The sequence below is a fragment of the Streptomyces sp. NPDC002926 genome (genome assembly GCF_053591755.1).
On sequence record NZ_JBSFUK010000059.1, the window covers coordinates 1 to 14114 of the forward strand.

Sequence of the window (14114 nt, forward strand, 5' to 3'; positions counted from 1 at the left end):
GGCCCGAGGGCCACGAGGCCCTCGGGCCCTGGGGCGGCTGCCGCGGGCTCGTCCTGGGACCCGTGTGCCATCGTGCCGTCCTCCGGCGCTCGCCGCTCGTTCGGACATCGCCCGCGGTGGACCCGCGGACTGCCGACATGGTACGTATGACCGACCACGTTATACGTAAAACCTCGGGTCGAGCCGGGAGTGAGGGGCGGAACATGGCCGTCGGAGCCACCGGCTACGCAGACATACTCAAGGCGCCGCACGCCGCCCGCCTGCTCACCGGCACGCTCGTGGGCAGGCTGCCCAGCGCCACCGCCCACATCGCCATCGTCCTGTTCACCCGCGCCGAAGGCGGCAGCTACACCCTCGCCGGCGCGCTCGCCGCCGTGTACGGACTGGCGACCGCCGTGGGCCAGCCGCTGCTCGGCCGCGCCGTGGACCTGTACGGACAGCCGCGGGTCCAGTTGCCCGCCGCAGTCCTCTCCGCCCTCGGTATGACCCTCCTCGCCGCCGTCGGCACCGGCTCGCTGCCGGCCGCGTACGCCGCCGTGGTCGTCGCGGGCCTCTTCACCCCACCCCTGGAAGGGGGACTGCGGGCCCTGTGGCCCAGCGTCCTCGACCGCGAGGACCAGGTGCACCGGGCCTATGCCATGGACGCCGTGGCCCAGGAAGTCATGTTCACCGTCGGCCCGCTGCTGGTTACCCTGCTCGTCTCGCTCTGGTCCCCAGCCGCGGCCCTGCTGGTCATCAATGCCATAGGTGTGCTCGGCGCGCTCTCCGTCGTCCTTTCCGAACCGTCCCGCGCCTGGCGTTCCGCACCCCGCGAGGCTCACTGGCTCGGCGCGCTGCGTTCACCCGGACTGCTCGCCCTCCTCGGTGCCTTCTTCTTCGTCGGCCTCGCGCTCGGCTCCATCACCGTCGCCGGGGTCGCGTACGCCGACGATCACGGCCGCCAGGCGGTGTACGGCTGGCTGATGGCGGCTCTCGGACTCGGCGCGCTCCTCGGCGGCGTGGTCTACGGCGCCCGGCAGTGGGCCGGAGCACCCGAGCGCCGCCTCCTTGTCATTGTCGCCCTGCTCGCGCTCGGCTACCTGCCGCTCGCGCTCACCCCCGGCGTGGCCGCCATGACCGCGCTCTCCGCCGTCGCCGGAGTCTTTCTGGCGCCCGCGATAGCCTGCGCCTTCATCGTTGTCGACCGGCACGCTCCGACCGGCACCGTCACCGAGGCCTTCTCCTGGCTCGTCACGACCTTCGGTGTCGGCGCGGCGGTCGGAACGGCTGTCGCGGGCCCGGCGGTCGAGCTCGGCGGGACCGGCTGGAGCTTCGCCGTCGCCGGAGCCGGAGGCGTCGCCGCGCTCATGGTTCTGATGGCCACTCAGCGGGTACTCGCAGTTCCCGGCCGTACCAAGGACATCGCGGGCTCATCGGAAAATGATCGAAACGGTGCTGCCGAACCCGGTTTCAGCACAGGCCTTGAGGCGTAATGTTCAGACATGGACCGCCGCATTTTCGGGCTGGAGAACGAGTACGGCGTCACGTGCACGTTCAGGGGACAGCGCCGACTGTCACCTGACGAAGTGGCGCGCTACCTCTTCCGCCGTGTTGTCTCATGGGGCCGCAGCAGCAACGTCTTCCTGCGGAACGGCGCCCGCCTCTACCTCGACGTGGGTTCGCATCCGGAATACGCAACTCCGGAATGCGACAACGTGACCGAACTGGTCACGCACGACAAGGCGGGCGAGCGCATTCTCGAAGGCCTGCTCGTCGACGCCGAACGCCGCCTGCACGAGGAGGGAATCGCGGGCGACGTCTATCTCTTCAAGAACAACACCGACTCGGCGGGAAACTCCTACGGCTGCCACGAGAACTATCTCGTCGCCCGCCACGGAGAATTCTCCCGGCTCGCGGACATCCTCATCCCGTTCCTGGTCACCCGTCAGCTGCTGTGCGGCGCGGGCAAGGTGCTGCAGACCCCGCGTGGCGCGGTCTACTGCGTCAGCCAGCGCGCCGAGCACATCTGGGAGGGCGTCAGTTCCGCCACCACCCGCTCGCGCCCGATCATCAACACCCGCGACGAACCGCATGCCGACGCGGAGCGCTACCGCCGCCTGCATGTCATCGTCGGCGACTCGAACATGTCCGAGACGACCATGCTGCTGAAGGTCGGCGCGACCGACCTCGTACTGCGCATGATCGAGGCGGGCACGGTCATGCGCGATCTGACCCTGGAGAACCCGATCCGGGCGATCCGCGAGGTCAGCCACGACATCACCGGACAGCGCAAGGTACGCCTGGCCAGCGGACGCGAGGCCTCGGCACTCGAAGTGCAGCGCGAGTACTACGAGAAAGCCGTGGACTTCGTCGAGCGGCGCGGGATCCGCACCGGCACCGTCGAGCAGGTCCTGGAACTCTGGGGCCGCACGCTGGAAGCGATCGAGGCCGAGGACCTCGACCGGATCGGCACCGAGATCGACTGGGTGATGAAGTACAAGCTCATCGAGCGGTACCGGGCCAAGCACAATATGACCATGTCGCACCCGCGAGTCGCCCAGATAGACCTCGCCTACCACGACATCCACCGCCGCCGGGGGTTGTACTACCTCCTGGAGAGGAAGGGGCAGGCCACCCGGATCTGCAACGACCTGAAGATCTTCGAGGGCAAGTCGGTGCCCCCGCAGACCACCAGGGCACGGCTGCGCGGCGACTTCATCCGCCGGGCTCAGGAGCAGCGGCGGGACTTCACCGTCGACTGGGTGCACCTCAAGCTCAACGACCAGGCGCAGCGCACCGTGTTGTGCAAGGACCCCTTCCGGTCGGTCGACGACCGGGTGGAGAAGCTCATCGCCGGTATGTAGCCACCACCTGGTGGAACGCGACTCGGGCCCCGTACGTTCCTCGTACGGGGCCCTGGGCACGCCCTAGAGTGTCGGGCAACTACTGTGCCGTCTGAGATCTGAGGAACACGTGCGCCGACTTGCCGGCCTTCTCGTCGTCCCCTTGCTGCTGTTGTCGACAGTGGCGTGCGGCAGCGACGACAAGGGCTCCGACTCCACCTCGTCCAAGAACGGGCTGCCTGCGATCACCGCCGGCGCCAAGTTCGGCCAGAAGCCGACCCTGGCGAAGGGCGAGGGTGATCCGCCCAAGGAGCTGAAGGTCGACGTCGTCAGCAAGGGTGACGGCGCGACGACCAAGAAGGGCGATGTCCTTCAGGTCAACTATCTCGGGCAGACCTGGGTCTCGGACAAGCCGTTCGACAACAGCTTCGACACCAAGCAGCCGCTCGACCTCACGCTCGGCGCCGGCAATGTCATCCCGGGCTGGGAGAAGGCCCTCGAGGGCCAGAAGGTCGGCAGCCGCCTCGAGATGTCGATCCCGCCGGGGCTCGCGTACGGGGATCAGGCCAAGGGTGACCAGATCCCCGCCAACTCCACTCTGGTCTTCGTCGTCGACATTCTGAAGGCGACCACGCTTCCGGTGTCCGCCAAGGGCACCGAGGTCGCACAGGACAACATCGACCTGCCGAAGGTGGGCACCAACACCGACGGCAAGGCCCCTTCGGTCACCTTCCCCAAGAAGTCCGACCCGCCGAAGAAGCTCGTCTCCAACTACGTGATCGAGGGCACGGGCCCGGTGCTCACGGCGAAGGACACGGTCGTCGTGAAGTACGAGGCCTATCTCTGGAACGGCGCCAAGAAGTTCGACAGCACGTACCAGGCGGGCAAGACCCAGACCTTCCCGCTGGCGCAGGTGACGCTGAAGGGCCTCAAGGACGGTCTCATCGGCAAGAAGGTCGGCAGCCGCGTGCTGCTGGTCATCCCGCCGGACCAGGCCTTCGGCGCCGAGGAGAAGCAGGGCATCCCGAAGAACTCGACGCTCGTCTTCGCCGTGGACCTTCTGACAAAGATGTAAGACTGTCCAGGTTGCCCCGTTCATCATTTAGAGGAGCAGTTCAGTGAGCATCGAGAAGCCCGAGATCGATTTCCCGGGTGGCGAGCCGCCGGCCGACCTGGAGATCAAGGACATCTGGGAGGGTGACGGCGCGGTAGCGAAGGCCGGTGACACCGTCTCCGTCCACTACGTGGGCGTGGCCTTCTCCACCGGCGAGGAGTTCGACGCTTCCTGGAACCGCGGCACCCCGCTCCAGTTCCAGCTCGGTGTCGGCCAGGTCATCTCCGGCTGGGACCAGGGCGTGCAGGGTATGAAGGTCGGCGGCCGTCGCCAGCTGACCATCCCCGCGCACCTTGCCTACGGCGAGCGTGGCGCCGGTGGCGGCGTCATCGCCCCCGGCGAGACGCTGATCTTCGTCTGCGATCTGGTTGCTGTCTGAGTCCGATCGCTTCGTAGCGTAACGAGGGCCCATGCCGCCTGGCGTGGGCCCTCGGCTTTTGCCCCGACACCCCGGAGCGGTACGGTCAACGCTCGGAAGTGTTACGTAGATGGGGGCGAAGGGCGTCGATGGCCATTGCCAAGGCCGAGCGGCTGATGAATCTGGCGCTGTGCCTGCTGGGAACCCGGCGTCCGCTCAGCAAGCGCGAGCTGCGCGGGTCCATCGAGGCCTATCTGGAGGCCGGCTCCGACGACTCCTTCAACCGGATGTTCGAGCGCGACAAGGACGATCTGCGCGAACTCGGCCTGGTCATCGAGACGGTGGACAACCTCGACGGCGACACCGGCTATCTCGCCCGCCGCGACTCCAACCGGCTGCCCGCCATCACGCTGGACGCCGAGGAGGCCGCCGCCCTCGGGCTGGCGGCCAAGGTCTGGCAGCAGGCGCGACTGGCCGGAGCGGCAAGCGGCGCCCTGCAGAAGCTGCGCGCTGCCGGTATGCCCGAGGCGGAGGATTCGTACGAGGCGCACCACAGCGCACTCGAGCCCCGTATCCCGGTCCATGAGGCCGCTTTCGAACCGCTGATGCTCGCCTGCCGCGACCGCCGCCCCGTCGTCTTCGACTACCGCAAGGCCAATGCCGCGCGTCCCGAGCAGCGTCAGGTCGAACCCTGGGCCCTCGAGTTCTGGCGCGGCCACTGGTATCTCGCCGGCTGGGACCGGGACCGGGGGGCCGAGCGGGTCTTCCGGCTCTCGCGTATCACCGGCCGGGTCCGCTCCCGGGCCGGCTCGTTCACCGCCCCCGTGCCCGACGTCGTGACCGTCCGCGAGACGGTCGAGACCTGGGCGGGTGAGACCGCGACCCGCTCCGCCGTGATCCGGCTGCGCTCCGGCTGCGGCTATCCGCTGCGCTCGAGAGCACAGTCCGTCCGGGAACTGGGCGAGGGCTGGGACGAGTTGGAGATTCCGTACGGGCACGGGCTCGACGCCTGGCTCGTGGAGTTCGGCCCGGACGTCGTCGTACTGGAGCCCGCGGATCTGCGGGCCGATGTGGTCGACCGGCTCCGTGCCGTGGCCAAGGGCTGAGGGGGACTCGTACAACCATGGCCGCCAACGCCATTGACCAGACCCGGCGGATGCTCTCGCTGGTGACCTATCTGCGCGAGCGCCCCGGCGCGCGCGTGGGGGACGTCGCCCGCGCCTTCGGGATCACCGAGGACGAGCTGATCTCCGACCTCGACGTATTGCCGATGTGCGGGACCAGCTTCCGCGGCGGTGATCTGCTCGACATCGACACCGACGGGGACCGCATCTGGTGGCGCAATCCGGATGCCTCCGGCACGAGTACCGCTGAGCCGCTGCGGCTCGCCGCCGACGAGGCGACGGCTCTGCTGGTGGCCGCGCGCGCCGTCGCCACTCTGCCCGGGCTGCGCGAGGGCGACCGCGAGGCGCTGCTGCGGGCCACGGCGAAACTGGAGACCGCGGCGGGCGAGGCGGCAGGCGCGAGCTCCCGGCTCTCGGTCACCTTCGAGTCCGAGGGCGGTGTCTTCGCCGATGTGGACCGGGCGATCTCGGAGCGCCGGCGCCTGTGGCTGAAGTACTACTCGCCCGCGCGCGACGAGCTCACCGAGCGTGAGGTGGACCCGATCCGGCTCTTCGCCGTGGGGCATACGTACATGGAGGCGTGGTGCCGTCTCTCCGAGGCGCGCAGGACCTTCCGCCTCGACCGGGTGGCCGAGATCAAGCTGCTCGACGCCCCCTCCGCACCGCCCGAGATCGAGCTGAGGGATCTCTCCGAAGGGCTGGTGCAGCCGTCCGCGGACGATCCGGAGGTTGTGGTCGAGGTCGGCCCCGGCGGACGCTGGGTCGCCGAGTACTACCCGCACGACAGCGCGGAGGAGCTCCCCGAGGGTGGCCTGCGCATCACTCTGCGTACACCTGCCCCGGCCTCGCTGCGGCGGCTTGCACTGCGGCTGGGGCGGGACGGGCGGATCGTCTCGCCGCAGGACCTGGCGGACAGTGCCCGGCTGGCGGCGCGTGAGGCGCTCGCGGCGTATGACAGTCAGGAATCTCGCGGCGTATGACAGTCAGGAAAAAGGAGATTCGCGCGGCATGTCTCTGATGTCTGGAATTCCGGCGACGGTGGGACCGGTCCTCTTCAAAGCCGCGTGCCCCGAGTGCCGCGGCCGTTTCGAGCTCTCCGCAGGGGCGCTGCGGCTCGCCATCGGCGCCAGCCGCCGCACCACTTTCTACTCCTTCACCTGCCCCGAATGCGAAAAGGCCGTCCGCCGGCCGGCCGGGGAGCGCATCGTCGAGCTCCTCACCGGCGGCGGCGTGCGGACCCTGCGCCTCCACTCCACCGTCTAGAACGGCCCAGGTTCTGCCTATGTTCTGGCCCATGCTCGCCATCGCCCTCGGCTTCCTCGGGATCGCTGTACTCGGGATCCTCGGTGTCCGGGTCTTCCTCGAGGCCCAGCGACTGGGGCGTGAGGTGGCCCGCACCACGGAGCGCATCAACCGGGCCGCCCAGGATCTGGAGAACGCGGCGACCGGTCTGGCCCGCACCGGTGAAGCCCTGCGGTAGCCGGGGTGCACCCTGATGCACGGCTGACCCGGGCGGTAGGCTGAAGACGGCGGCAACAGGCAATGAGGCGCCGGCCGCGACGGGAGTACGCAAGGGCATTGCCCTGCGTTTACCCGTGAGAGTTACGATCGCAGCCGGTCGCGGCTCGGACACCGGTCCGCAGCGATCTGCAGCTCAGCCCCATGCCGCCTCGGTGAGAAGGTAGACACCAGTTATGTTCCGACAGATCGGCCCCACCGAGATCATTCTCATCCTCGTTGTCGTTGTCTTGCTCTTCGGAGCCAAGAAGCTTCCCGAGATGGCCCGTTCGCTGGGCAAGTCCGCCCGGATCCTCAAGAGCGAGGCCAAGGCGATGAAGTCGGAGGGTCAGCCGGCTGCCACCCCTGCCGACCCGACGCAGGACCCGGCCCAGGGTCAGGCCGCTCCTCGTACGATTCAGGCTTCGCCCGGCGATGTGACGAGTGCTCGTCCTGTGAACGAGCCGACCGACACCACCACCCAGCGCTGACCCCAAGGCCGCCGATCGTGGCCTGCCGCACGAGATGAGGACGTGGGTTGCTCAAGCCTGCCCGCTCGAAACCGAAGGAGAAGGACCCCGAGGGGCGGATGCCGCTCGCGGACCATCTGCGTGAGCTGCGCAACCGGCTTGCCAAGGGACTGCTGGCGATCGTCATCGCGAGCATCTTCGCGGCGTTCTACAACAAGCAGCTGATGGACTTCCTCTCCGCTCCCGTGCCCAAGTGCAAAGGCGGCGGGATCGCAGAGAACACCGGTGGTCAGTGCGCCACCATCGTGTTCAACAAGCTGCTGTCGCCCTTCACCACCACCGTCAAGGTGACCATGATGGCGGGCATCCTCCTCTCCTGCCCCGTCTGGCTCTACCAGCTCTGGGCCTTCGTGGCCCCGGGCCTGCACAGGAGCGAGAAGAAGTACACGTACTACTTCGTGACCGCCGCGGTTCCGCTCTTCACGGCCGGCGCGTACCTGGCGTACGTGATCATGCCCATCAGCATGAAGGTGCTGCTGAGCATCACGCCCGACACCGCGGGCAACCTCCTCGAACTGGACGACGTCCTCGACTTCTCCGTTCGCATGGTGCTGGTCTTCGGGCTCGCCTTCGAACTGCCGCTGTTGCTGATCATGCTCAACCTGGTGGGCATGGTGAGCGGGCGTCGTATGGTCCGCTGGTGGCGCGGCGTCGTGATGGGCGTGTTCGTCTTCGGGGCGGTCGCCACGCCCACCACGGACCCGATCGGCATGATCGCCCTGTCCGGGCCGATCGTGATCCTGTACTTCATGGCCGTGGGCTTCGCCATTGTCAACGACAAGCGCCGCGCGCGGCGGAACCCCGACGCCGAGCTCGACGACGACGAGGCATCCGAACTCGACCTCACCCCCGAGGCCGTCGGTGAGATCGAGTCCGTACCTGCCAGCCGGGCACTGCCCGAGCAGGCCGGCGGTGAAGCGGACGGTGGGCGTTCGAACCGGCTCAACGGCTACGACGACATCACCTGAGCCTGCAAGGTCCGCCGGGTGACCGGCGGGATTCACCCTTCGCCAGTAGCACCGCTGGATGCGGCCGGGGCGCGCACGCCGCGCAACCGGCCGCTCGTGCGTTCCGGGCGCCGTGCGGGTGCCCCTACCGGTACTTGCCCCGGTCAATTAAAGATCGCGCCCACTGTCAGAGGCGACGGGTAGGCTCGTGAGCAAGATGACCGAGGACCTCTCTCCCGCTGAGCGCTACGTCGCTGCCCGTATTCGCGCTGCTGAGGAGGCCACTGCGCTGGCCCCCTTCCGAGCGCTGTACGAATTCGACCTGGACCCCTTCCAGATCGAGGCCTGTCAGGCCCTGGAAGCGGGCAAGGGCGTGCTCGTCGCGGCGCCCACCGGCTCCGGCAAGACCATCGTCGGCGAGTTCGCCGTCCACCTGGCCCTTCAGCAGGGCCGTAAATGCTTCTACACCACACCCATCAAGGCACTGTCCAACCAGAAGTACACCGACCTCGCCAGGCGCTACGGCGCGGACAAGGTCGGCCTGCTCACCGGTGACAACAGCGTCAACCCCGATGCACCGGTGGTTGTGATGACCACCGAGGTGCTGCGCAACATGCTGTACGCGGGCTCGCAGTCGCTGCTCGGTCTCGGCCATGTGGTCATGGACGAGGTCCACTACCTCTCCGACCGCTTCCGCGGCGCCGTCTGGGAGGAAGTGATCATTCACCTCCCCGAGTCGGTGACCCTGGTGTCCCTCTCGGCCACCGTGTCGAACGCCGAGGAGTTCGGCGACTGGCTGGACACCGTCCGCGGCGACACCGAGGTGATCGTTTCCGAGCACCGGCCCGTGCCGCTGTGGCAGCACGTCCTGGCGGGCCGCCGGATGTACGACCTCTTCGAGGAGGAGAGCGACCACGGCGGCCGCGGCGTGACCCGGCGCGAGGTCAACCCCGATCTCGCACGCATGGCGCGGATGGAGAACCAGCGCACGTACAACCCCCGCGATCGCCGTCGCGGGAAGATGATCCGCGAGGCGGACCGCGAGCGTGAGCGGCGCCAGCGCACCCGGATCTGGACGCCGGGACGGCCCGAGGTCATCGAGCGGCTCGACGCGGAAGGGCTGCTGCCCGCGATCACCTTCATCTTCAGCCGGGCGGGCTGCGAAGCCGCCGTACAGCAGTGCATGTACGCGGGACTGCGGCTCAACGCCGAGGAGGCGCGGCTCAAGGTGCGCGAGATCGTCGAGGAGCGGACCGCCGCAATCCCCGGCGAGGACCTGCATGTCCTGGGTTACTACGAGTGGTTGGAAGGTCTGGAGCGTGGCATCGCCGCGCACCACGCCGGCATGCTGCCGACCTTCAAGGAGGTCGTCGAGGAGCTTTTCGTACGCGGTCTGGTCAAAGCCGTCTTCGCCACCGAGACACTGGCACTCGGCATCAACATGCCTGCCCGCTCCGTGGTGTTGGAGAAGCTCGTCAAGTGGAACGGCGAGCAGCACGCCGACATCACCCCCGGTGAGTACACCCAGCTCACCGGCCGGGCGGGACGGCGCGGCATTGATGTCGAGGGCCATGCGGTGGTGCTGTGGCAGCGGGCCATGGACCCGGCCGCTCTCGCCGGTCTTGCCGGCACGCGCACGTATCCCCTGCGCTCCAGCTTCAAGCCCTCGTACAACATGGCCGTCAATCTGGTGCAGCAGTTCGGACGCCACCGCTCGCGCGAGCTGCTCGAGACCTCGTTCGCGCAGTTCCAGGCGGACAAGTCGGTCGTCGGCATAAGTCGCCAGGTGCAGAAGAACGAAGAGGGACTCGAGGGCTACCGCGAGGGTATGACCTGCCACTTGGGAGACTTCGAGGAGTACGCACGGCTGCGCCGTGAGCTCAAGGACCGCGAGACGGAACTGGCCAGGCAGGGCGTCGCACAGCGGCGGGCCGCCGCGGCATCCTCGCTGGAGAAGCTGAAGCCCGGCGATGTCATCCATGTCCCGACGGGCAAGTTCGCGGGTCTCGCGCTGGTGCTCGACCCGGGCATTCCGGCCGGACGCAGTAACGGACACCGCGGCTTCGAGCAGCACGACGGTCCGCGGCCGCTGGTCCTGACCGCCGAGCGTCAGGTCAAGCGGCTGGCGTCGATGGACTTCCCGGTGCCGGTCGAGGCGCTGGAGCGGATGAGGATCCCGAAGTCGTTCAACCCGCGCTCCCCCCAGTCGCGGCGCGATCTGGCGTCCGCGCTGCGGACGAAGGCCGGCCACATCGTGCCCGAGCGGCATCGCAAGCAGCGGGCCGAGGCCGCCGACGACCGCGAGATCGCCCGGCTCCGTGCCGAGCTGCGCGCGCACCCCTGCCACGGCTGCGCGGAGCGCGAGGACCATGCGCGGTGGGCGGAGCGGTACCACCGGCTGCAGCGCGACACCCGGCAGTTGGAGCGGCGCATCGAGGGGCGTACGAACACCATCGCCCGTACCTTCGACCGGATCGTGGCGCTGCTGACCGAACTGGACTATCTGCGCGGGAACGAGGTCACCGAGCACGGCAGGCGACTCGCGCGGCTCTACGGTGAGCTGGATCTGCTGGCGAGCGAGTGCCTGCGCGATGGTGTGTGGGAGGGGCTCAACCCGGCCGAACTGGCCGCGTGCGTCTCGGCGTTGGTGTACGAGGCACGGCAGGCCGACGACGCGGTGGCGCCCAAGGTCCCGGCGGGCAAGGCGAAGGCCGCGCTCGGCGAGATGATCCGGATCTGGGGTCGGCTCGACGCCCTGGAGGAAGAGTTCAAGATCAATCAGGCGGAGGGTGTCGGACAGCGCGAACCCGATCTCGGCTTCGCCTGGGCCGCGTACCAGTGGGCCTCCGACCGGAGCCTCGACGAGGTGCTGCGCGAGGCGGAGATGCCCGCCGGCGACTTCGTCCGCTGGTCCAAGCAGGTCATCGACGTCCTCGGCCAGATCGCGGCGGCGTCGCCGCGGGAGGGCAGCACGGTCGGGAAGAACGCACGCAAGGCGGTCGACGCGCTGTTGCGGGGTGTTGTGGCGTACAGCTCGGTCGGCTGAGACCGTCAGCCGTCGCACTGCCCCGTCCACCGCCTGTACGCGGTGGACGGGGCGGAGACGTTCGGCTCCGGGAGGTCAGCTCCAGAACCTGTCTTCCTCGTCGATGTCCTCGGTGCACTGGTCGATGTCAGTGATCTTGCCGCCGACGATGGTGAAGAAGAGCCCCTGGCGGACCTCGATGCCGAGGTCGCCGCGGTCGGCCCGGGTCGTATGGAAGGACATGACATGCCCGCGGCCGTCGCCGAGCACCGCTTCGAGCTCGATCAGCATCGTGCCGAGGGTTTCCTCGCCGAAGCGGCGATAGAGGTCGAGAACGGCGTCGCGGCCCTTGTGGTGTCCGGACAGCGGGTTGTCTCCCGGAACGTGGTGGACGACATCCGCGGTCATCAAGGAGCCGAGTGCCTCCATGTCACCCAGCCCGAACGCTGCGTAACCCCGGCGTACCAGAGCGCAGTCCGGGTGTTCAGCCATAGCGATTCCCACCTTTCGTCCCAATAACCTCCGCTTTTCTCCATCATCCGTCGGGTTCGGATGGCTGTCCACGCAGCTCCGCGACGGCGAGAAGGTGCCGCGAGCCCGAGTCAACTGTTTCTGAACGCCCGCCAGCCGCCGTACTCCGTGATGTCCAGGGCATCGTCGAGCGCGGCGGGTTCGCAGAGAAAACCGGGGGCGGTGGTGCCGTCGGCCAGCTCCACGCGGCCGATGGCCATGGGGCGGGGGAGGGCGGCGGTGAGTGTGCCGAGGCCCTCCGGAGGCAACTCCCAGATCTCGGCCTCGATCTTCTGGCCGCCGGTTTCCACATGGACAAGACCTGGCTTGGGCGGGTCGGTGCGCAGGGCGAAGAGCCGGTAGGCGGGGGCTGTGGTGGTGGTACGGATCAACCGCGCGCCGACGGCAAGGAGTTGGGGATTGAGAGGCTGGCCGCTGAGGTGGGCACCGACGACGGTGAGGCAAGCCGGCGGGGTGAGGTGCCCGGCGATCCTGGCGAGTCGGTCGTCCGTGCCGGCCGGGCCGATCAGCATGACACCGAAGGGGCGGCCGTCCACTTCATCTGCGGGGACCGCGACCGCGGCGAGGTCGAAGAGATTGGTGGAGTTGGTGAACCGGCCGAGCCGGGCGTTGGCGCCGAACGGGTCGGCGGCGACGTCGGCGAGAGTGGGATGGCCCGGGGTGGTGGGCAGGAGGAGCGCGTCCGCTCCGGCGAGGGCGGTCATGGCGCGCGAGCGGAGGGCGGCGAGCCGGGCCTGGTCGGCGAAGAGTCGATGGGCGGGGATGTCGCGGGCGCCACGGATGATGGCGGCGACGGTGGGGTCGAGGTCGCTCATGGCTTTGTCGACAAAGGTGCCGACGGCTGTGTAGCGCTCGGCGACGAACGCGCCGTCGTAGAGGAGCGCGGCTGCCTCGGTGAAAGGCGTGAGGTCGATGGGGCTGAGGCGGGCGCCGACGCCCGCGAGGCGGTCCGCTGCCGCTTCGTACGCCTCGGCCCAGCCGTCGTCCATGGCCCCGAGCTGCGCTGCCGAGGGCACGGCGACCCGCCAGGGGCCGGGGGCGCGGTGCGGGGCCGCGCGACCGGGCGGCGTGGCTACGACGGCGAGGGCGAGCTCGGCCTCGGGGAGCGTTCGGGCGAAAACGCTGACGCAGTCGAGGCTCGCGCAGGCGGGGACGACGCCGTCCGTGGGGACGAGGCCGCGGGTGGGCTTGATGCCGACGATTCCGTTGAAGGCGGCGGGGACCCGGCCCGAGCCGGCGGTGTCCGTGCCGAGCGCGAGATCGGCGATGCCGAGGGCGACGGCGACGGCGGATCCGGAGCTGGATCCGCCGGCGACCCTCGCCGGGTCGTGGACGCTGCGTACCGCGCCGTACGGGGAGCGGGTGCCGACGAGGCCGGTGGCGAACTGATCCATGTTGGTACTGCCGAGCACGACGGCACCGGCGGCTCTGAGCCGCGCGACGGAGGGGGCGTCGGCGGCCGGGTTGTAGGAGTAGGAGGGGCAGGCGGCGGTGGTGGGGAGGCCGTCGACGTCGATGTTGCCCTTGACGGCCACGGTGCGGCCGGCGAGGGGGAGTTGCTCACCGGCGTCGATGCGCGCGTCGACGGTACGGGCATCCGATTCGGCGTCCGCGCGGGGGCGGAGGGTGATCCAGATGTCGGGCCGCTGGGCCCGGTCGATGCGCTCGTATGCGTCCCGCACGCGGGCGAGGGCGGTAGGGGGCATGTGTGGCGGCTCCTTGGGCTGCGGTGATGGTGGTCGGGGTGCGGGGGGTGCGGTGCGGGGCGTTTCCCCCACCCCGCCCCTTCCCGAAACTGTGGGCGGTGCCCCCAGGCCCCATGGGGGGAGGGGTTCGTGGGGGCTGACGCCCCCTCGCCCCCGGAGCGGCAGCTTCGCGCAGCGGTGCGACGGCCTGAGGCCTTCAACCTCGGGTGCGCCGGGTGTGCTCCGCCGCGAGCCTCCCGGCAGCGGCGCCTCACCCACCTACGGCCACCGGCTCCGGGTCGCCGCCCCTCACACCACCGGGTGCGGGTCGCCGCCCCTCACACCACCGGGTGCGGGTCGCCGCCCCTCACGCCCAGGAGTGCCGGCACCCGAGGGGGCCCGCCCTTGCCTCCGGGCAGGGGGACGCGCAGGGGTCGTGTCCGGGACGTAAAGCGTCGCAACTCGCGCGAAGCGCGGTGAG

General features: G+C 69.3%; 13 protein-coding genes. 11 read left to right on the forward strand and 2 right to left on the reverse strand.

All coding sequences use genetic code 11. From position 1 onward, the window contains the following. Positions 1-203 precede the first annotated feature (203 nt). The 11 genes from ACWDZ6_RS32720 to ACWDZ6_RS32770 all read left to right on the forward strand — a co-directional run bounded on the left by ACWDZ6_RS32720 (position 204) and on the right by ACWDZ6_RS32770 (position 11438). Entirely contained in the window at positions 204-1472 is a 1269-nt protein-coding gene (locus tag ACWDZ6_RS32720) for an MFS transporter (RefSeq protein WP_351458776.1), read from the forward strand. Between the two features lie 9 nt (positions 1473-1481). Continuing rightward, the gene (gene pafA, locus ACWDZ6_RS32725; protein WP_366735709.1) at positions 1482-2843 is read left to right on the forward strand and encodes a Pup--protein ligase; all 1362 of its coding nucleotides are present in this window, start codon (positions 1482-1484) and stop codon (positions 2841-2843) included. A 109-nt stretch (positions 2844-2952) separates the two neighbouring features. Then, positions 2953-3897 (forward strand): FKBP-type peptidyl-prolyl cis-trans isomerase, encoded by a 945-nt coding sequence (locus ACWDZ6_RS32730; protein ID WP_326648744.1) that lies wholly within the window; start codon positions 2953-2955, stop codon positions 3895-3897. Between the two features lie 43 nt (positions 3898-3940). Beyond that, positions 3941-4315, forward strand: a complete 375-nt coding sequence (locus ACWDZ6_RS32735) for an FKBP-type peptidyl-prolyl cis-trans isomerase (RefSeq protein WP_326648743.1) — start codon at positions 3941-3943, stop codon at positions 4313-4315. A gap of 128 nt (positions 4316-4443) precedes the next feature. Then, positions 4444-5400: a helix-turn-helix transcriptional regulator gene (locus tag ACWDZ6_RS32740; protein ID WP_451505728.1), complete on the forward strand. Its 957-nt coding sequence runs from the start codon at positions 4444-4446 to the stop codon at positions 5398-5400. Between the two features lie 17 nt (positions 5401-5417). Beyond that, the gene (locus ACWDZ6_RS32745; RefSeq protein WP_366735707.1) at positions 5418-6398 is read left to right on the forward strand and encodes a helix-turn-helix transcriptional regulator; all 981 of its coding nucleotides are present in this window, start codon (positions 5418-5420) and stop codon (positions 6396-6398) included. A gap of 28 nt (positions 6399-6426) precedes the next feature. After that, positions 6427-6681: a hypothetical protein gene (locus tag ACWDZ6_RS32750; RefSeq protein WP_326648740.1), complete on the forward strand. Its 255-nt coding sequence runs from the start codon at positions 6427-6429 to the stop codon at positions 6679-6681. Positions 6682-6700: 19 nt separating this feature from the next. After that, complete coding sequence (locus ACWDZ6_RS32755) at positions 6701-6898, forward strand: hypothetical protein (protein WP_326648739.1); 198 nt, start codon at positions 6701-6703, stop codon at positions 6896-6898. Positions 6899-7112: 214 nt separating this feature from the next. Then, positions 7113-7406, forward strand: a complete 294-nt coding sequence (tatA, locus tag ACWDZ6_RS32760) for a Sec-independent protein translocase subunit TatA (protein ID WP_451505729.1) — start codon at positions 7113-7115, stop codon at positions 7404-7406. A gap of 98 nt (positions 7407-7504) precedes the next feature. Beyond that, positions 7505-8413 (forward strand): twin-arginine translocase subunit TatC, encoded by a 909-nt coding sequence (tatC, locus tag ACWDZ6_RS32765; protein WP_451505732.1) that lies wholly within the window; start codon positions 7505-7507, stop codon positions 8411-8413. A 196-nt stretch (positions 8414-8609) separates the two neighbouring features. Next, positions 8610-11438, forward strand: coding sequence for a DEAD/DEAH box helicase (locus tag ACWDZ6_RS32770; protein WP_451505733.1), 2829 nt, complete (start codon positions 8610-8612; stop codon positions 11436-11438). Positions 11439-11513: 75 nt separating this feature from the next. Here the strand turns inward: ACWDZ6_RS32770 and ACWDZ6_RS32775 are convergent, their stop codons facing one another. Continuing rightward, on the reverse strand, positions 11514-11909 hold the full coding sequence (locus tag ACWDZ6_RS32775) for a nuclear transport factor 2 family protein (protein ID WP_451505730.1): 396 nt from the start codon (positions 11907-11909) through the stop codon (positions 11514-11516). Between the two features lie 110 nt (positions 11910-12019). Beyond that, positions 12020-13654 (reverse strand): allophanate hydrolase, encoded by a 1635-nt coding sequence (gene atzF / locus ACWDZ6_RS32780; RefSeq protein WP_451505731.1) that lies wholly within the window; start codon positions 13652-13654, stop codon positions 12020-12022. Positions 13655-14114 lie beyond the last annotated feature (460 nt).